The organism is Streptomyces sp. NPDC101490, from assembly GCF_044767145.1.
Lineage (GTDB): Bacteria > Actinomycetota > Actinomycetes > Streptomycetales > Streptomycetaceae > Streptomyces.
In genome coordinates, this window is record NZ_JBIWNI010000004.1 from 202,305 (window position 1) to 220,640 (window position 18,336).

The following is an 18,336-nucleotide window of genomic DNA, read 5'->3' on the forward strand; positions in this document are numbered from 1 at the left end:
CTGGGCAGCCGGCCCGCCGGCCTCCCTGCCTCACTTCCATCGGTCAGCCAACCTGAGAGGGGACCACCGTGCCCACGTGGGATCTCGCCCCGGTCAGCCTGCGGAGCTGCGGTCTCGCCCTGCCGGACAGGGTGGTCACCAACGCCGAGCTCTGCGAGACGCTGGACACCACTCCGGAGTGGATCGAGGAGAAGACCGGAATCCGCGAGCGCCGCTTCCTCGGCGCCGACGAGACCGTGACCGACCTCGCCGTCCGGGCCGCGGAGCGGGCGGTGCGCAGCGCCGGGATCGAAGCGCGTGACGTCGACGTCCTCATCGTCACGAGCAGCTCACCGGAGTGGATCGTGCCGTCCCTGGGCGTCATCGTCGCGGAGCGGCTCGGCATCACCACACCCCGCATCCTGGACCTCGCCCAGCACGCCTGCGCCTCGGTCGTCTACGCCCTGCACACCGCCTCCTGCATGCTGCAGGAGCCGGGCATGCGCAACGCCCTGGTGGTGTGCGCGGAGGGCGCCTCCCGGCTCCCCGACCCGGACGACCGCACCGTACGCATCTTCTTCGGCGACGCGGCGGGCGCCACCGTGCTGTCCAGGACCGAAGGTCCGGGCGGTCTCCTCGCCTACGACCTGGGCAACGCCTACTCGCCCGCCGTCGCGCTGGCCGGACCGAGCATGCTGAACCACGCGCGCAACACACCCGGCAGGGCACCGGTGAACCCCCATCTGACGATGGACGGCCGCGTGGTGTGGCAGGAGGCCACCACCCGTGTCCCCAAGTCCGTCGCCGAGACGCTGTCCGCCGCGGGCGTCGAGGCGTCCGAGGTCGACGGATTCGCCTTCCACCAGGCCAACGTCCGCCTGCTGCGCTACATCGCCCGCACCATGGGCGTCGACGCCGCGAAGGTGCCCGTCACCGCTGACGTCCTCGGCAACACCGGTGCGGCATCGGCGCTGACCGCGCTGTGGCGCCTCGCCGCGGACGGCAAGGCCAAGGCCGGCGACCTGATCGTCCTCGGAGCCATCGGAGCCGGATTCATGTGGGGCTCGATGTGCTTCCGGCTGCCGCATGACATCAGTACGGAGGAATGACCGTGGAAGAACTGCGCAAAGTGTTCATGGACCTGTTCGCGGACCGGTTCGGCGGCGAGGCCCCGGGCGACGAGGACGTCGTCTTCGGCTCGGGCAACACCTACGGACTGGAATCGCTGGACACCATGCGGTTCGCCTCGGCCCTCCTGCAGACGTTCGGGGACAAGGTGTACGACCTCAAGATCGAGGACTTCACCACGCTGCGCGGCATCCACGAGCAGCTGCGGAACGGATAGCGGTCTCCCGTGAAAGGCCTGATGTGCCAGATCCTGCCCGTCTCGGAGGAGGCCCTCGGAGATGTCGCGCAATGGCTGAGCGCGACCGAGTGCGAAGCCCTGCTGCGCGGCACGTCGAGCCGGCTGGTCCGTGAGTCCCAGTACGCCTCACTGGAGAACGACCACAACCGCGCGGCCCTGATCGCCGACAACCACGGCAAGGTCATCGGCCTGGCCCACTTCTGGCGGCTGGGCGAGCGGGTCTACGAGGTCGGGGGCGCCGTCGGCGACGCCAGGCTGTGGCGCACCGGCATCGGCCTGGAGGCGGCGATGCTGCTGATCGACTACCTCTTCGAGGTGCGCGACTGCCAGCGGGTCCAGCTCACCACGGGGGTCCACAACGAGGCCACCGTCAAGCTGGGCCTGGCGGACGACATGTCCTTCGAAGCGGTGTGCCGCGACTACCTCCAGACGCCCGAAGGCACCGTCCCGGCGCTGATGTCGTCGATCACCCGGGCCGAGTTCTACCGGCCCTATCCCCATTACCAGCCCCGCGTGGGGCGGCACGCCGACCGGGAACGGCTGGCGGTGCTCCACAAGAACCTGGCCCGGCGCATCGACACGCGTGCGATCACGGATCGCCTGGGCGGAGAGCAGTGATGAGCGGAACCCACACGAAGACCTACCGGAACGTCCTGGTCATCGGCGGCACCGGCGGCCTGGGCCGGGCGGTGGCGGCCGAGTTCGCCCCCTACGCCAGCACGGTGCACCTGACCTACCACGGCCGCAGGACCGCGGCGGAGGAGACGGCCGCGACGGTCGCCGAACGCGGCGGGACGGCCGAGATCCACCAGCTCACGCTGCCCGACCCCGACCCCAGGGGGCCGACGATCCGTGCGCTGCTCGCTCGGGTCACGCCGTGCGACGTCGTGGTGAACTGCGCCGTGTCCGGTGACCCGGCCGTGGCGACCGTGTCCAACGCCCTCGCGTTCCGGTCGGTCATCGACGCCAACGTCTTCGGCGCCTACCAGGTCAACGCGATCAGCGCGCAGGCCATGGCGGGCACCGGCGGCGGCAGCGTCGTCAACGTCTCCTCGGTCATCACCCGGCGCTACATCGTCGGCGCGGTCGGATACGCGGCGGGCAAGGCGGCCGTCGAGGCCATGACCCGCGGCTTCGCCCGCGAATGGGGCGCGGTGGGAGTGCGCTTCAACACGGTCTCGCCCGGTCCGATCCAGGACACGCAGCTGCTGAGCATGGTGCCCGCACAGGTGATGGACGGCATGACGACGCCGGGCTCCGCGGACCCCGCGGTACCGGCGCAGAAGGTGGCCTCCGTGATCCGGCTCGTCACCGGCGCCGGATTCGAGGCCGTGAACGGTGAAGTGGTCGTGGTCGACGGAGGTTTCTCGCTGTGAGCAGGACCGGCGCATACATCTTCCCCTCCCAGGTGCACGTGGACGACGAGATCCGGCGGCGCGGTCTGTCGAAGCGGATGGACGTCCTGCTGGACCTGGCGAGCGACACCCTGGCGATGGACTTCAGGGCCATCCTGAAGAACGGCACCGAGGAGGAGGCCAACGACCCCCGCTTCCGGCGCCCGCTGATCAACATCATGGGCATCGCCGGCTGGCAGCAGGACCTGCGCGTCCGGGACGTCCAGCCGGTCGTGGTGGCCGGCATGAGCCTGGGCTACCTCACGGCCGCCGCCGCCGTCGGCTGGGTCTCGCTGGAGGACATGGTGCGCATGTCGCACACGATGGCCACCATCGAGACCGAGGTCTTCGCCGGGACCGACTACGTCAGCGTCTTCTTCTACAACTGCGACTCCGGCAGGGTCTTCGACGAACTGCGGGCCGACGGCCTGGACCCGCTGCTGCACCTGGCCGCCACGGTGTCGAGCAACCAGTTCCTGGGCGGCTGCCGACTGTCGGACCTGGAAGCCATGAAGCCCGCGCTGATGAGGGCGGGCGCCCTCTTCCGGCCGATCCCCCACAGCTTCCCCGGGCACTGCGGCCTGATGGAGACCGTGCGCCGGCGCTACGCCGAGGAATGGAAGTTCCACGACCCGTACGGCAACACCTCGCTGCCCCTGATCAGCATCAACGACGGCCGCCCCCACACCAGCGGCGAGATCGTCCGGCAGCACATGATCGACCAGTTCACCACCGTCCTCGACTGGCGCGGGATCGTCCGCTACCTGGAGGACCTCGGACTGGACACCTATGTCGTCCTGGAGCCCTCGGCCTTCGTGGCCAAGTCGATGGCCCTCGACCCGGAGTGCGGACTCACTCCCGTCACGGGCGGCATCACCGGTGACCTCTGACCGGGCCCTCGTCGTACCGGGACTGCTCCCGCTGGCCGAGGACGAGCTGGCGGCGATCGTCCGGGTGCCGGACGAACACCTCCGGCGCGCCGCGCGGATCTGCCGCTTCGACCCGGCCGGGGTCGACCCGGCGCAGGGCAGCGGCGGACTCTCCTCCACGGTGCACGAGGCACTGCTCGCCGTCGCCCTCATCAGGCGGCTGGCGGAGGAACCCGCCGGATGGAAGGCGTTCGGCGGTCTCAGCGCCGGCTGTCTGACGGCCCTGCTCTTCGCCGGTGCGATCAGCGAGGAGACCTGCTTCACCCTGATCCGGGAGACCAACACCCGTCAGATCGAGGCCAACGCGGTCCGCCGCAGCGGCACCTTCCTCGCCGTCCTGCCCTCGTCGGAGGGAGACGCCTACCGGCTCGTCGACGCGCTGCGCGCCTACGACCCGCAGCCCTGGCTCTCCGTCGACCTGGGGGCCGGGGTGATCGCCGTCAGCATCACCGGCACGGACACCGAAGCGATCAGGCGCGTCCTGACCCGGCTCGGCGTCTCCGTCCTGGACGTGCTCGAACGGGCCGAGCACTGCCCGTACGCGGCCCCCGGCCGGGCCGCCTTCGCGGAACTGCTGGCCGGGGTGGAGTTCCTGCCGACGACGGCGGCCGTCATCTCCCCGTCCACCGGCGAACGCGTGGACGGCACCCCCGAGGCGTACCGGGAGATGGTGACGGAGCAGTGGTTCGACACGGCGAACCTGCCGCTGCTGATCGACGGGCTGCGTTCCGTCCCCGGGGTCACCGCCGTGGACCTGGTCGGCCCCGCCAGATCGTTCGTGGTGCCCCGTGTGCGCGACCTGGTGGCCGGCCGCGCCGGTCACCGGCACCTGGCCGCCCCGAACCCCCTGGACAGAAACGGAAGGAACATTCATGCGGACTGCCACTGACACCCCCGTGGTGAACGCCTGGAACGAGTGGGACCCCCTGCGCGAGATGGTCGTGGGCACCGCGGCCGGCGCCGCCTTCGAACCGACCGAACCCGGTAACCGCCCGCAGGTCCGCGGCGGGACCGGAGCCCCCTTCCCGACCGGACCCAAGTCGGCCGAGGCGGTCGCCCGGGCCGAGGAGGAACTCGAAGGACTGGCCGCTCTCCTGCGGAGCCAGGGGGTCAAGGTCCGCCGCCCGGCCGTGCACGACTACTCCCGGCCGCTGCGGACCCCCCACTTCGAGGTCCCCAACCAGTACTGCGCGGTCTGCCCGCGGGACGTGATGATCACGATCGGGAACGAGATCATCGAGGCCACCATGTCGCGCCGGGCCCGCTACTTCGAGTACGAGCCGTACCGCGAGCTCGTCTACGAGTACTGGGAGGCCGACCCCAGGGTGTCGTGGACCGTCGCCCCCAAGCCGACCATGGCCGACAGCATGTACCGGCAGGACTTCTGGGAGTGGCCGATCGAGGAACGGCACGCCCGGATGCACGCCTCGGAGTTCTGCATCACCCAGGACGAGATCGTCTTCGACGCCGCCGACATGAGCCGGATGGGACGGGACATCCTGGTCCAGGAGTCCATGACCACCAACCGCGCCGGGATCCACTGGCTGAAGCGGACCCTGGAACCCAAGGGCTTCCGGGTCCACCCGGTCCACTTCCCCCTGGACTACTTCCCCTCCCACATCGACTGCACCTTCGTCCCGCTGCGGCCCGGCCTGATCCTCACCAACCCGGACCGGCCCCTGCGCGAGGACGAGCTGCCGATGTTCACCCGGAACGGCTGGCAGCTCGTCGAGGCACCCGAGCCCGTGCTGTCCAACGACGAGATGCCCGACTACTGCCAGTCGTCCAAGTGGCTCTCCATGAACGTGCTGAGCCTCTCCCCGGACAAGGTCATCTGCGAGGAGCAGGAGAAGCCCCTGCAGGACCTGCTCACCGACCTGGGCTTCGAGGTCCTCACACTCCCCTTCCGCAACGTCTTCGAGTACGGCGGGTCCCTGCACTGCGCCACCTGGGACATCCGCCGGGACGGGACCCGGGAGGACTACTTCCCCTCCCTCCCGTACCAGCCGCTGGGCTGAGGAGGGCGGCGGCAGGGGCCGGGACGCGAGACGAGAGCGAAGAGGAACGAATGCCGAACCACCTTCCCGAGGAACCGGTGACCGGAGTGCACCAGCTGGTCGCACGGCGCGGCCGGGGACCGGGGGCCGACGAGGCCGCCCTGGTCCACGGCACCCGTGAGGTCAGCTACCGCCGCCTCGACGCGATGACGGGGCACGTGGCCGCCGCGGTGCGCCGCGCGGGTGTGCGGCGGGGCGACTTCGTCGGTGTGCGCATGGCCCGGGGTCCCGGGACCGTGGCGGCGATGCTGGGCATCATGCGGGCGGGCGCGGCCTACGTTCCGATCGATCCGGCCGATCCCGCGGGACGGGTCCGGCAGGTGGTGGAGACGGCCGGCATCACCCTGCTCGTCACCGACGGCACACCCCCGCCGTCCGGACTGCCGGTCGGCGTCCTCGCCCTCGACGACGACTGCCGACCGCTCCCGGACACCGACGGGCCGCTCCCCGGCACCGACGGGCAGCTGCCGGACACCGACGGGGCCGCCGAGGCGTCCCGGGACGGGGTGGACGACGCCGGGACCGCCGCGTACGCCGTCTTCACCTCCGGCTCGACCGGTGTGCCCAAGGGCGCCGTGATGACCCACGCGGCCCTGCTCAACCTGCTGCACTGGCACCACCGCACCCGGCCGGACAGCTGCAGCCGACGCACCGCCCAACTGTGCTCCCTGAGCTTCGACTTCGCCTTCCACGAGATCTTCTCCACCCTCTGCTTCGGCGGCACGCTCGTCGTCGCCGACGACGAGGTGCGGCGCAACCCGTACGCACTCGTCGACTTCCTCCGCGAGGAGCGCGTCGAGCGCCTCTTCCTGCCGGTCACGCTCCTGGAACACCTGGCGCGCGCGGCGGCGGAGCAACCGGACTGGCCGCATCTGCGCGAGGTCGTCACGACCGGCGAACAACTGCGGATCGGCCCCCACATCCGAGGATTCTTCTCCCGTACGGGCGCGCGCCTGCACAACCACTACGGCGCGACCGAGTTCCAGGACGCCACCTCCCACACCCTGGACGGCGATCCCGGAGACTGGCCCGCGATCGCCCCGATCGGGCGACCCATCGACGGAGTGCAGGTCCACATCCTCGACCAGGACCTCCGGCAGGTGCCCGACGGCGCGGAGGGAGAACTCTGCGTCGCCGGAGCGGGCGTCTCGCCGGGCTATCTCGGCCGGCCGGACCTCAACGCCCGGAAGTTCGTGGGCGATCCGTACGGCGGCGGCCGTCTCTACCGGACCGGTGACCTCGGCCGCCGCCTGCCGGACGGCACCGTCGAGCACCTCGGCCGGATCGACACCCAGCTCAAGGTCCACGGCGTACGCGTCGAGGCGGGCGAGATCGAGACGCTGCTCCTCGGACATCCCGGTGTCGAGGCGGTGGTGGTCGCCGCCCACGAGATCGACGGCCACCGCCGCCTCGTCGCCCACGTGGTACCAGGACCGTCGCTCGCACCCGCCACCGCCGCCCGCGAGCTGCACGACTTCCTCGTCCCCGAACTGCCCCCGCTCATGCTGCCGGAGGCGTACGTCCTGCTGACGGAACTGCCCCTCACCACGAGCGGCAAGACCGACCGGGCCCTGCTGCGACCCCCGGCCGTCTTCGAACGGCTCTCGGCCGGAGCCGCCGTCAAGGCCCGCACCGGGACCGAACGGCTCCTCGTCGACGTGTGGCGCACCGTGCTGCGACTCGACGACGTGTCCGTCGACGACCGCTTCTTCGACCTCGGCGGTACGTCCCTGATGCTCGTCGAGGTGCGGACGGCGCTCGTGCGCGCCCTGGGCCGGGACGTCTCGATGACGGACCTGCTGAGCCATCCGACGATCAAGGCCTTCGCGGCCCACCTCGACCGGAACGGCGACGACGCACCGGACCCGGGCACACCCCCCGCCCCGGCCCGGCGCGACCGCCCGCGCGGCGGCACCGGAGACATCGCGATCATCGGGATGTCCGGACGCTTTCCCGGCGCCCCCGACATCGAGACCTTCTGGAACAACCTCCTCCGGGGCGTGGAGTCCGCGGGCGGGCCGCCCGCGGCGGGCGAGGGCCAGCGCGACCCGGGCATCGCGGGCCACCCCGACTTCGTGGCGGCCGGTGCGGTGCTCCCGGACATCGAGCGGTTCGACGCGCCCTTCTTCGGCATCGGGGCCCGGGAGGCCGAACTCCTCGACCCGCAGCAGCGGCTGTTCCTGGAGTGCGCCTGGGAGTCGCTGGAGGACGCCGGGCACGCCCCGGGCGACACCCGGGACGGACGGGTCGGGGTCTTCGCCGGTGGCGGCATGAGCACCTACCTGCTCAACAACCTTCTGCCGCACTTCGGTTACGGGCGGTCCAAGGCGCTGACCGAGTCGGACATGGAGCAGTTCCAGCTCCAACTGGGCAACGACGGCGGATACCTCGCCACCAGGGTGTCGTACGCACTCGACCTGCGCGGCCCGAGCCTGGGCGTGCAGACGGCGTGCTCGACGTCGCTGGTCGCCGTCCACCTGGCCTGCCGGAGCCTCCTGGAGGGGGAGAGCGACCTCGCCCTCGCCGGAGGGGTGCACCTCGTCGTGCCGCAGGGCGCCGGACACCTCTACGAAGAGGGCATGATCCTGTCCCCCGACGGCCGTACGAGGACCTTCGACGCCGGTGCCGCGGGGACCCTGTTCGGCGACGGCTGCGGGGTCGTCGTCCTGAAGCGGCTCGACGAGGCGGTCGAGGACAACGACCGGATCATCGCCGTCGTCAAGGGCTCGGCCGTCAACAACGACGGCGCCGCGAAGGCCGGCTTCACCGCCCCGAGCCCGGCGCGACAGGCCGACGTCGTCCGCGAGGCGCTGGCCGCCGCCGGGGTCGCCCCCGGGGACATCGGCTACGTCGAAGCGCACGGCACCGGCACCGCCCTGGGCGACCCGATCGAACTGGCCGCCCTCACCGAGGTGTTCGGGACCGCGCCCGGAGCGGGCGACCGCGTCATCGGCTCGGTGAAGACCAACATCGGACACCTGGACGAGGCGGCCGGGATCGCCGGGCTCATCAAGGCCGCACTCTGCGTCGAGCGCGGCACGCTCGTACCCAGCCTCCACTACTCCGCCCCCAACCCGGAGATCGACTTCGGCCGTTCCTCCTTCCGCGTCGGCACTCGCACCGCACCGTGGACCACCGACGGACGTCCGCGTACTGCCGGTGTCACCTCGCTCGGCGTGGGCGGGACCAACGCCCACGTGGTGCTCCAGGAGGCTCCGCGACGGGCGGCGCCCACCCCCGAGCCGGGCACCGGGACCTCCGACGAGCCCCGGATCCTCGCGCTCAGCGCCCGCGACGGACGGGCCCTGGACGAGCTGATCCACCGCTACGCCGACGTCCTCGGCACGACCGAGGATCCGGCCCGCTTCGCCGACGTCTGCTTCACGGCCGGTACCGGCCGACGGCACTTCCCGGCCCGGCGCGCGGTGGTCGCCGCGAGCGCGCGGGAGGCCCGGGAGGAACTCCTCGCGGTGCGGCACGACACGACGGCCGACGGCGGGCCCGCCCGGCCCGGTGGAGTGGCGTTCCTCTTCGCCGGACAGGGCGCGCAGTACGCGGGCATGGGCCGGGAGCTGTACCAGCGGCAGCCCGTGTTCAGGGATGCCGTCGACCGGTGTGCCGAACTGCTCGGTGACCGTTCGGGCACGCCGCTGCTGTCCGTGCTCTTCCCCGAGCCGGGCGAGCCGTCCCCCATCGACGAGACCAGCCAGGCCCAGCCCGCGCTGTTCGCCTTCGAGTACGCCCTGGCGAAGCTCTGGGAGTCGTGGGGCGTGCGCCCCGACGTCATGCTCGGGCACAGCCTCGGCGAGTACGTCGCGGCCTGCCTCGCCGGAGTGTTCTCCCTGGAGGACGCGCTGACCCTGGTGCGCACCCGCAGCCGCCTCATGCGGGACCGCACCGAACCGGGGACGATGGTCACGGTGGCCGCCGACGAGGCGACCGTCCGCCCGCTGCTCCGCCCGGACACCTCCGTGGCCGCCGTCAACAGCCCCACCTCCACGGTGATCTCGGGCCGCACCGGCGAGATCGAGAAGATCTGCGCCCGGCTGACCGCCATGGGCGTCCGGCACCGCAGGCTCGGGATCTCCGTCGCCTGCCACTCGCCCCTGATGCGACCGACCCTGGCCGAGTTCGAGGCCGTCGCCCGGACCGTCACCTACCACCCGCCCCGCACGCCGATCGTCTCCTCGGTGACCGGCAAGGACATCGGAGCCGAACTCGCCGACTGGCGCTACTGGGTCGAGCAGACCACCCTGCCCGTCCGGTTCCACGACGCGGCCACGTCCCTGCGCGGGTTCGGCGTCCGCACCCTGCTGGAGATCGCCCCCCGTCCGACCCTGCTGCAACTCGTCGAGGAGCTCTTCGACGAACCGGGTACGGCGCTCGTCCCCGGCATCCGGCAGGACCGGCCGTGGAGCCGACTCCTGGACGCGGTCGGCCGCCTGTACGAGAACGGCGTCGACCTCGACTGGCACGCCGTCACCGGGGGACCGGACCGGCACCGCGTCCCGCTGCCCACGTACCCGTGGCAGCGGGAGCGCCACTGGATCGACGCCCCGGGCCCCGGGGCGTCGGCCGCCGACCCGCACACGGCCCCCCTCCTGGGCCGCCGCCTCGACCTCGCCGACGCCGGAGGCGGCGTGCGGTTCGACGCGGTCGCCGGTGTGCGGACCCTGCCGTGGCTGAGCGACCACCGGGTCTTCGGCTCCCTCGTCCTCCCCGGGGTCGCCTACCTGGAGATGGCGTTCGCCGCGGCCCGCGAGGTCTTCGGGCCGGTGCCCGCCGAGCTGCGGGACTTCCACATCCACCACGCCATGGCCTTCCCGGACGGGGACGCCCCCCGCCAGACCCAGATCGCCCTCACACCGGACGCGGACGGCAGCCACACCTTCGAGGTCCACTCCCGTCCCCTGGCCACCGGCGACCGGACCCGGCGTCCCGGCGACTGGACCCTGCACGCCTCCGGCAGCCTCGCCGCCGCCGCGGGCGACGCCCCGCCGTACACCCGCGCACGGCTGGAGACGGAACGGAGGGCACTGGAGGGCCACGAGCTGCGGCCGGACGAGATCTACCAGCGCGAGCGCGAACGGCAGATCGACCTGGGGCCGCTGTTCCAGGTCACCGAACGGCTCTGGCAGCACGGCCCGAACGCCCTGTCGAAGGTGCGCCTCGGCCCCGAGCTGCGTGCCGGAGCCTCCCTCCACCGGGCCCACCCGGTCCTCATCGAGGCGTGTTTCCTCGCGCTGACGGTGACCTACCCGGAGAAGCTGGGCCGACGGACGTACGTGCCGCTGGGCGCCGACCGGGTGCGCGTCGAAAGCGCCTCCGTGGGGACCGAGGCATGGTGCCACGCCCGGCTGCGGCCCACCCACGAGGAGGACCCGGAGGTCCTGCGCGCCGACATCGACCTGGTCGCGCCCGACGGAACCCTCGTCATCGCCCTGGAAGGCGTCCTGCTCAAGCGGGCCGCGCGGGAGACGATGATCCCGGCACGGCGCGAGCCCTGGCGGGAATGGCTCTACACGACGCGGTGGAACCCGGTCGCGCCGCCGCGCCCGTCCGCCGTGCCCGAGCAGCGGTGGCTGGTGACCGGCGACGCCGGGCTGGGCCGGGAGGTCGCCGCCTTCGCCCGGACCCACGGGGTCAGCTGTGACGTCCTCGACGGCTGGGCGGAGGACGCGGACCTCGGTCCGTACGACCTGGTCGCCGTCTGCCCCGGCGACCGGGAGGGCACCGGTGACGCCGGAGCCGACGCCGTGGCGGACGGCGGCCGCATGCTGCGGCTCACCCAGCGGCTCGCCGTGCTCGACGCGGCCGCGCCCCGTCTGTGCCTGGTCACCGCCGGTGCCCAGGCCGTGGCCGGACGCCCCGTCACCCGCCCCGCCGACGCGGCGCTGTGGGGACTCGGACGGGTCACGGCGGCGGAACTCCCCGAGCTCCGCATCACCCAGATCGACCTCGACCCCCGCACCGACCTCCGGGGCCGCGCCGCCCTGCTGTACGCGGAGCTCGCCCTGCTGAGCGTCACGACGGAGCAGCCCGAGCGGCACCGGGTCGGTTACGACGGCCACCACCGGCACCTGGAGGTCCTCGTCCGGACGGAACAGGCCGGTCCGCCGGGAACCGGGCCGTGGTCCGGTGCGGGGATACGGCCCGACGCCGCCTACCTGGTCACCGGTGGGCTCGGCGGGCTCGGTCTGGAGGCGGCGCGGATGCTGTGCGACGCCGGAGCGCGCCACCTCGTGCTGCTCGGCCGGACCCCGGGGGAGGAGGCCGCGCGCGAGCCGATCGAGCGACTGCGCGCCGCCGGTGCCACGGTGACGACGTACGCCGTGGACGTCGCGGACCGCGAGGCGCTGGCGGACGTACTCGGCCGGATCGACGCCGACCCGGCACTCCCCGCGCTCGCCGGGGTGCTGCACCTGGCCGGTGTCCTGGACGACGGGGTGCTGCTGCTCCAGTCGCCCGAACGCCTGGCGGGGGTCATGGCCCCCAAGGCACGGGGGGCCTGGAACCTGCACCGGCTGACCGCCGACCGGCCGCTGGACTTCTTCGTCATGTTCTCCTCGGCGTCGTCGCTGCTCGGCACGCCGGGCCAGGCCCCGTACGCGGCGGCCAACGCGTTCCTCGACGGGCTGGCCTCCCATCGGCGCGGCCTGGGGCTGCCCGGGCTCGCCATCCAGTGGGGCTCCTGGGGAGAGACGGGCATGAGTGCGCGGGCGGGGCTCAACACCGTCCTCGTGGGCAAGGGCGAACACGTCATTCCGACGGCCGACGGTCTGGCCGTCCTGGCGCTCCTGCTGTCCGCGGAGGGCCCCGACCCCGTCGTCGCCGTGCTGCCGGCCGACTGGACCCGGTTCGAGGACCGCGACGACCCCGCTCTGCGCGGCCTCCTGGCCGACATGCCGGGAGGCAGCCGTGCCGAGGCCCGCCAGGAGGGCGTGCGGGCCGCGCTCGACGAGGCCGGGCCGGAAGCCCGCCGGGAGCTGCTGACCGGCCACGTACGGGAACTGGTGCGGCGGGTGCTGGGGGAGAGCGCGGGGGACGGCGGCGCCCTGACGGACGACCAGGACCTCTTCGCCCGGGGTCTCGATTCGCTCCGTGCCATCGAGCTGAGAAGCCACCTGCAGCGCGGTCTGGAGTGCAAAGTGCCGCCGTCGATGATTTTCGACCATCCGACCGTCACCGCCCTGTCCGAACGACTGCTCGACATGATGGGCAGTGGGGGAGGGACCCGGTGACGAAGCTGGTGTGTCTCCATCACGCGGGCGGCAACGCCTCGGTTTTCCGTCCCTGGGTCCAGTACGCCCCGGCAGGGCTCGAAGTGGTGCCGGTGGCCATTCCGGCCGGGCCGGAACCGGGACGCAGGACCCACCGCACCACCGACGGCCTGGTACCGGCACTCGCCGCCGAACTCGAACCGCACATGGACGACGACTACGTGCTGTTCGGAAAGAGCATGGGCGGACTTCTCGCCTATCTGCTCACCCGGCATGTGCGACAACACGGCGGGCGGCTCCCCAAAGCCCTGGCGGTCGCCGCGTTCGGAGCGCCGCACCTGTCGTGGGGCACCTTCACGGCGGAGGACGACGAGGACACGCTGCTCGCCCGGCTGCGGGCCATCGGAGGCATCCCCGACTGGCTGGTCGCCCATCCCGCCTGGGTCCGGCCCTTCCTGGGCCTGCTGAAGGACGACACGCGCCTGTGCGCCACGTACGAGCACCGGCCGCAGGAACGCCCGCTGCCCGTGCCCGTCAGGGTCTTCGCCGGTGAGGGGGACCCGCTGGTGCCGAGGGAGGCGTTCGAAGGCTGGAAGGAACTCGGCGAGGACGTGGAAGTGGCTTATCTGCCGGGCGGGCATTACCTGGTGTCGCAAGATTTTGGCCTGCTTCGGCAGGCGGTTTTCAGCCTTGCTCTGCATGATCCATCTCCGGCATGTAAAGTTTCGGCCGTCAACTGACAGGATTCGCAACGTGGTTGAACGCGGCTACTGGGTTGCGGAGGGCAGCGGAAGGTGGGAACGATCGTGTCGACAAAACTGAAAAGGGTTCTCGGGATCGCCCTGGCCGTGGCGGGTGTGGTGCTCATCGCGGCTTTCCCGGACACGAAATTCATCTGGTTCGAAGGAAGGCCGTTCGGTATTGCGCTGGTCCTCTTCGGAGGTCTTGAATTCGCGGAGAGTTATCGGCGCGGAAAGCCCCGGGGGTTCGTCGACGAACTGCGCGGCGACTTCGGTCTGAAGTCCTCGCAGGAGCGTCGGCGCGACGACGACCGGCGAAGGGACGACTACCGGCGTGACGACGACTACCGTCGCGACGACCGTCGACGCGACGACTACCGGCGTGACGACGAGGACCGCCGACGCGACGATGACCGGCGCGACGACCACCGACGCGACGACCACCGACGCGACGACCGCCGACGCGACGACGAGGACCGTCGGCGTGACGGCCGTCGGCGTGACGAAGAGGACCGCCGACGCGAGGACGACCGCCGACGCGAGCACGACAGGCGGTGGGACAAGGACGCCGAACGGCGCTGGGACTCGCCCGGCGACTGACCACAGCAACGCAGCAAGGGAGCACACGTGACATCGATGTCCCGGCTCGACCAGAGTGCCGCGGCGAAGGCCCGGCAGGCCCATCTGTTCCTGGTCGCCACCGGCACCCTCTCCACCGCCCACCTGCCGTTCTGGCTGAACTGGCTGTCGGTGAACCGCCCCCACTACAAGGTGACGGTGGGGCTGACCGACTCGGCGGAGCACTTCGTCAGCGCGTCGGCCCTCGCGGCGATGACCGGGACACCCGTCGTCCGCAACACCTGGGACACCGCGGACGGTCGCCGGGAGCCGGTGCACACCCGGATCGCGGCCGACTACGACGGCATCCTGGTCTATCCCGCCAGCGTCGCCTTCCTGTCGGGCCTGGCATCGGGCGCCGGGACCTCTCCCTTCTTCCTCGCCGCGCTCGGCACCAGCGCTCCCGTCGTCATCGCCCCGACCTTCCCGCCGGGGGTCGCACGGAACCCGATCATCACCGACGTGCTGGGCCGCCTCGACGCCGTCCCCCACTACCACCTCGTCGAACCCCGCAAGGGCACCAGCCGTTCCACCGGCGCCGAGACCGATGTGACCGCCCCCCTCTGGGACGCGATCGCCGCCTTCGAGGCGGCCACCACCGAGCCGGCCGCCACCGGGGCGCCGGACACCGAGACCGCGCGCACCGACGCGGCCGTACCCGTCGGCGCCTGAGGAGGCCGGGCATGGAGCACTTCTTCTACACCTTCGCCGATCCCGACTCCTACGACGACATCGCCCGCTGGAAGGCCGACCCCGCCGACGCCAGGTTCCGCTCGACGCGGCGAGGGCTGGTGCCGGTCGTCCACGCCGACGGCTGGCAGTACGCCCAGCACGGCATCTGGACCGTCTGCCGACCCGGCGGCGAACCCGTCACCGGCCAGGGCTGGAAGATCCACATCGCGGTCACGCCCGACTCCTTCGAGGCACTGCGGGAGAAGGTCTCGGCCTTCTGCACGGAACGCGGCGTCCCCTTCAAGTTCCTCGCGCGGTACGAGTACGCCTGGCTGATCAACGCCAAGTACGCGCCCCGGCAGGTCTCCGGCAAGGGCTTCGTCCTCTACCCGGCCGACGAGGAGCAGTCCCTCGTCCTCGCCGCCGAACTGGTCGGCCTGCTCGACGGTGCCGAGGGCCCCCGCATCCTGTCCGACCTCCAGGTCGACCGGAGCGTCGTCCACGTCCGGTACGGCGCCTACACCCGCCAGTACTGCCGCAGCGACGAGGGCAGACCGGTCCTCGCCCTGGAGGACCCCGACGGGCACCGCGTCCCCGACCGCAGGTCCGTGCCGTTCAAGGCCCCCTCGTTCGTCAGGATCCCCGACGCGTTCAGACCGGCGCCGCCCGTCGCCGACGGCCCGGTCCCGCCGTACCGCATCGACAAGACGCTGCACTTCTCCAACGGCGGTGGTGTCTACCTCGCCACCGACCTCGGCACCGGTCGGCAGCTGGTGCTCAAGGAGGCCCGGCCGTTCGCCGGCTACGACCTGGTGGGAGGCGACTCGGTCGCCCGGGCCGCCAAGGAGTACCAGGCGATGCGGACCCTCGCCGGACTGCCCGGGATCCCCGAGGCGTACGACCAGTTCAGCTGGCAGTCGCACCTCTTCACCGCGATGGAGTACGTCGACGGGACCACTCTCCAGGAATGGTGCGCCGCCCGGGTCCCCTTCCTCGTCCGCCCCGAGCCCTTCGAGCCGCCGACGCCCGAGGACATCGGCGCCTACCGCCGCGACGTCGAGGAGATCCTGACGAAGGTCCGCCGCGCGATGGAGGCGATCTGGGACCGCGGCCATGTCTTCGGGGACCTGCACTCCGGCAACGTGATGGTCACGCCCGGCCTCGACGTCAAGCTCATCGACCTGGAGACGTGCCTGCCGGAGGACGCCCCCCGGCCCTTCCCCGGCGCCCCCGGCTTCACCGACCCGGCCAGGACCGGACGGGCCGCCGACGAGTACGCCCTGGCGATGCTGGAACTCTCCTGCTACATGCCCCTCACCCACCTGATCCGCATGGACGGCACCAAGCTGCGCCAGCTGCTGGAGACCTGCCGGACCTGGTACGGCCTGCCGCGGGAGTGGGCCGACCGGCTGCTGCGTGCCGCCCGCCGCCCGGACACCGTCACCGACGGCCCGCTGACGGTCGCCTCCAGCCACCTCGACGACGCGCTCGGCTTCGAGACCTGGGCCGCGCAGATCGTGACCGGCCTCCGGGCCACCAGCAGCCACGACCGCACCGACCGCCTCTTCCGCGGCGACTTCACGGGGTTCTCCCACTCCCCGGTCTCCCTCGCCACCGGTGCGGCCGGAGTGCTGTGGTCGCTCCTCGGGACCCGCGGCCTCGACGTGCCCGACCTCGTGGACGAGGTGGTCGACTGGACCGCCGCTCGGGGCAGGGCATCGGCGACCCGGCTCGAATGCGGCCTGTACGACAGCGAACTGGGCGCCGGATACGCCCTGTGGAAGGCCGGACGCCACGACCACGCCCGCTCCCTGGTGGACTCCGCCCTGGCGAAGGACCGTGACGGCATCGGGCTGAGCGTCTTCAGCGGCCTCGCCGGGATCCAGCTGGCCGCCTCCGAGATGGCGTCGGGCGTCGACCCGCTGGTGCCCGAAGGCCTCGCGGAGGAGCTCGGCGCCCACCTCACCGAGCGCGCCAGGGCCTACCTCGACCGCCTCGCCGGCGCCGACGAGCCCGACGTGTCGCACTACGGCCTGATGCACGGCGTCGCGGGCATCGCCCTCGCCGTCCACCGCCACGGCCTGCGCGCCGGAGACGCCGCAGCCGTCGAACTCGCCCGGGAGCTGCTGGAGTTCGAGCTCTCCGGATATGTGCGGTGCGCCGACGGCTCCCTGCAGTTCAACGAGGCCGGGCGCCGGAGCCTCGGGTACCTGGAGGTCGGCTCCTGCGGCGCCGCGCTCGTCCTCTCCGAACTCACCCGCCACGGGGGATGGGCCTCCGCACAGGCCTCGGTCGAGGACCTGGTCCGGGCGACCGGGCCCGAACTCATGGTGCAGAGCGGCCTGTTCCGCGGCCGTGCCGGTTTCGTCGCGGCCCTGGCCACGCTCGCCCGGGACGGGGTCGCCGAAGAGCGCGCCCGCGCGCTCGTCCACCGGCACACCCAGCAGCTGGGCGTGCACGAGATCCGGCCGCGCGAAGGCGAACTGCACTTCCCCGGCTCACGCAACTTCAAGCTGTCGAGCGACCTGCGGACGGGCAGCGCGGGCGTCCTCACCGGCATCGCGTTCGCCTCCGGCCGCCGGGACAACTGGCTTCCCGGGGTCTTCTAGTGGACGTACTCGGCCGCATCATTCCGCTGGCCCTGATGGACACCCTGAGCGTGTCCACCCTGGCCATCCCGGTCTGGTTCCTGCTCACTCCCCGTGGGCTGCGGATGGCGAACGTCTTCGGCTACCTGTTCAGCGTCGCCTTCGGTTATCTGCTGCTGGGCCTGGCGATGCTGAGCGCGCTCTCCGCCGTACGCGAGCCCCTTCGGTCGGCGCTCCACTCACCCGCCGGGGACATGGCGACGGCGGCCTGCGGTGTGGTGCTGATCCTCATCGGCGGCTGGTACGGCCTGTTGCGGCGGGAGAAGGAGGGACAGGGGCGCCTCACGGCCTGGAGGGAGGCGGCGGTCGGCGCCTCGGCCACGTCCCGCGGTCTGATCGTCGTGGCGCTGACGGCCGTCGCGCTGGAAGTCGTCACGATGTTCCCGTACCTGGCGGCGATCGACGCTCTCGGGGGGTCCGGTCTCCCCTGGGCCGTCCAGGCCGCGATGCTGGCGCTGTACTGCCTGGTCATGATCGCCCCCGCGGTGCTGATGGCGATCGGCCGGGCCGTCTCCCGCAGGGCGGTGCAGCCCACCCTGCGCAGGATCGACCACTGGCTCAGGGTCAACGCCCGGGAGAACACCGCCTGGCTGTTCGCGCTGGTGGGCTTTCTGCTCCTGTCGGGCACCAGCGCCTACGAGAAGGCCATGGACTTCCTCACGGGGTAGCCCCCGTCCCCTCACGGGGCGGCCTCCCCGTCCCCTCATGGGGTA

13 protein-coding genes are annotated in these 18,336 nt (G+C 72.0%); all 13 read left to right on the forward strand.

All coding sequences use genetic code 11. The annotated features are described in order from the left end of the window. Positions 1 to 68 precede the first annotated feature (68 nt). The 13 genes from ACIRQY_RS12035 to ACIRQY_RS12095 all read left to right on the forward strand — a co-directional run bounded on the left by ACIRQY_RS12035 (position 69) and on the right by ACIRQY_RS12095 (position 18,291). Positions 69 to 1,088 (forward strand): 3-oxoacyl-ACP synthase III family protein, encoded by a 1,020-nt coding sequence (locus ACIRQY_RS12035; protein ID WP_403924249.1) that lies wholly within the window; start codon positions 69 to 71, stop codon positions 1,086 to 1,088. Then, positions 1,085 to 1,324: a hypothetical protein gene (locus tag ACIRQY_RS12040; protein ID WP_351781244.1), complete on the forward strand. Its 240-nt coding sequence runs from the start codon at positions 1,085 to 1,087 to the stop codon at positions 1,322 to 1,324. The genes ACIRQY_RS12035 and ACIRQY_RS12040 overlap by 4 nt, the downstream gene beginning before the upstream one ends. Positions 1,325 to 1,333: 9 nt before the next feature. After that, positions 1,334 to 1,963, forward strand: coding sequence for a GNAT family protein (locus tag ACIRQY_RS12045; RefSeq protein WP_351781246.1), 630 nt, complete (start codon positions 1,334 to 1,336; stop codon positions 1,961 to 1,963). Then, on the forward strand, positions 1,963 to 2,721 hold the full coding sequence (locus ACIRQY_RS12050) for an SDR family NAD(P)-dependent oxidoreductase (protein ID WP_403924253.1): 759 nt from the start codon (positions 1,963 to 1,965) through the stop codon (positions 2,719 to 2,721). The genes ACIRQY_RS12045 and ACIRQY_RS12050 overlap by 1 nt, the downstream gene beginning before the upstream one ends. Next, positions 2,718 to 3,629: an ACP S-malonyltransferase gene (locus ACIRQY_RS12055; protein WP_403924256.1), complete on the forward strand. Its 912-nt coding sequence runs from the start codon at positions 2,718 to 2,720 to the stop codon at positions 3,627 to 3,629. Before ACIRQY_RS12050 ends, ACIRQY_RS12055 begins: the two co-directional genes overlap by 4 nt. Then, positions 3,619 to 4,557, forward strand: coding sequence for a hypothetical protein (locus ACIRQY_RS12060; protein ID WP_351781252.1), 939 nt, complete (start codon positions 3,619 to 3,621; stop codon positions 4,555 to 4,557). Before ACIRQY_RS12055 ends, ACIRQY_RS12060 begins: the two co-directional genes overlap by 11 nt. After that, positions 4,541 to 5,686, forward strand: coding sequence for a glycine amidinotransferase (locus tag ACIRQY_RS12065; protein WP_351781254.1), 1,146 nt, complete (start codon positions 4,541 to 4,543; stop codon positions 5,684 to 5,686). The genes ACIRQY_RS12060 and ACIRQY_RS12065 overlap by 17 nt, the downstream gene beginning before the upstream one ends. Before the next feature lie 50 nt (positions 5,687 to 5,736). Beyond that, positions 5,737 to 12,966: an amino acid adenylation domain-containing protein gene (locus ACIRQY_RS12070; RefSeq protein WP_403924261.1), complete on the forward strand. Its 7,230-nt coding sequence runs from the start codon at positions 5,737 to 5,739 to the stop codon at positions 12,964 to 12,966. Continuing rightward, positions 12,963 to 13,685: a thioesterase II family protein gene (locus ACIRQY_RS12075; RefSeq protein ID WP_403924264.1), complete on the forward strand. Its 723-nt coding sequence runs from the start codon at positions 12,963 to 12,965 to the stop codon at positions 13,683 to 13,685. The genes ACIRQY_RS12070 and ACIRQY_RS12075 overlap by 4 nt, the downstream gene beginning before the upstream one ends. A gap of 66 nt (positions 13,686 to 13,751) precedes the next feature. Then, positions 13,752 to 14,285 (forward strand): hypothetical protein, encoded by a 534-nt coding sequence (locus tag ACIRQY_RS12080; protein WP_403924267.1) that lies wholly within the window; start codon positions 13,752 to 13,754, stop codon positions 14,283 to 14,285. A gap of 36 nt (positions 14,286 to 14,321) precedes the next feature. Continuing rightward, positions 14,322 to 14,975, forward strand: coding sequence for a flavoprotein (locus ACIRQY_RS12085; protein WP_351781605.1), 654 nt, complete (start codon positions 14,322 to 14,324; stop codon positions 14,973 to 14,975). An 11-nt stretch (positions 14,976 to 14,986) separates the two neighbouring features. Next, positions 14,987 to 17,584: a class III lanthionine synthetase LanKC gene (gene lanKC / locus ACIRQY_RS12090; protein WP_403924270.1), complete on the forward strand. Its 2,598-nt coding sequence runs from the start codon at positions 14,987 to 14,989 to the stop codon at positions 17,582 to 17,584. Then, positions 17,584 to 18,291 carry a GAP family protein gene (locus ACIRQY_RS12095; RefSeq protein WP_403924272.1) on the forward strand — a complete coding sequence of 236 codons (708 nt, stop codon included), beginning with the start codon at positions 17,584 to 17,586 and terminating at the stop codon, positions 18,289 to 18,291. The genes lanKC and ACIRQY_RS12095 overlap by 1 nt, the downstream gene beginning before the upstream one ends. The last annotated feature ends 45 nt before the right edge of the window (positions 18,292 to 18,336 follow it).

What these genes read in the sequence shown, in the direction of transcription:
- ACIRQY_RS12040 (WP_351781244.1), top strand. Translation starts at nt 1,085, where the DNA reads ATGACCGTGGAAGAACTGCGCAAAGTGTTCATGGACCTGTTCGCGGAC.
- ACIRQY_RS12050 (WP_403924253.1), top strand. Translation starts at nt 1,963, where the DNA reads ATGAGCGGAACCCACACGAAGACCTACCGGAACGTCCTGGTCATCGGC.
- ACIRQY_RS12065 (WP_351781254.1), top strand. Translation starts at nt 4,541, where the DNA reads ATGCGGACTGCCACTGACACCCCCGTGGTGAACGCCTGGAACGAGTGG.
- ACIRQY_RS12070 (WP_403924261.1), top strand. Translation starts at nt 5,737, where the DNA reads ATGCCGAACCACCTTCCCGAGGAACCGGTGACCGGAGTGCACCAGCTG.
- ACIRQY_RS12085 (WP_351781605.1), top strand. Translation starts at nt 14,322, where the DNA reads ATGTCCCGGCTCGACCAGAGTGCCGCGGCGAAGGCCCGGCAGGCCCAT.
- lanKC (WP_403924270.1), top strand. Translation starts at nt 14,987, where the DNA reads ATGGAGCACTTCTTCTACACCTTCGCCGATCCCGACTCCTACGACGAC.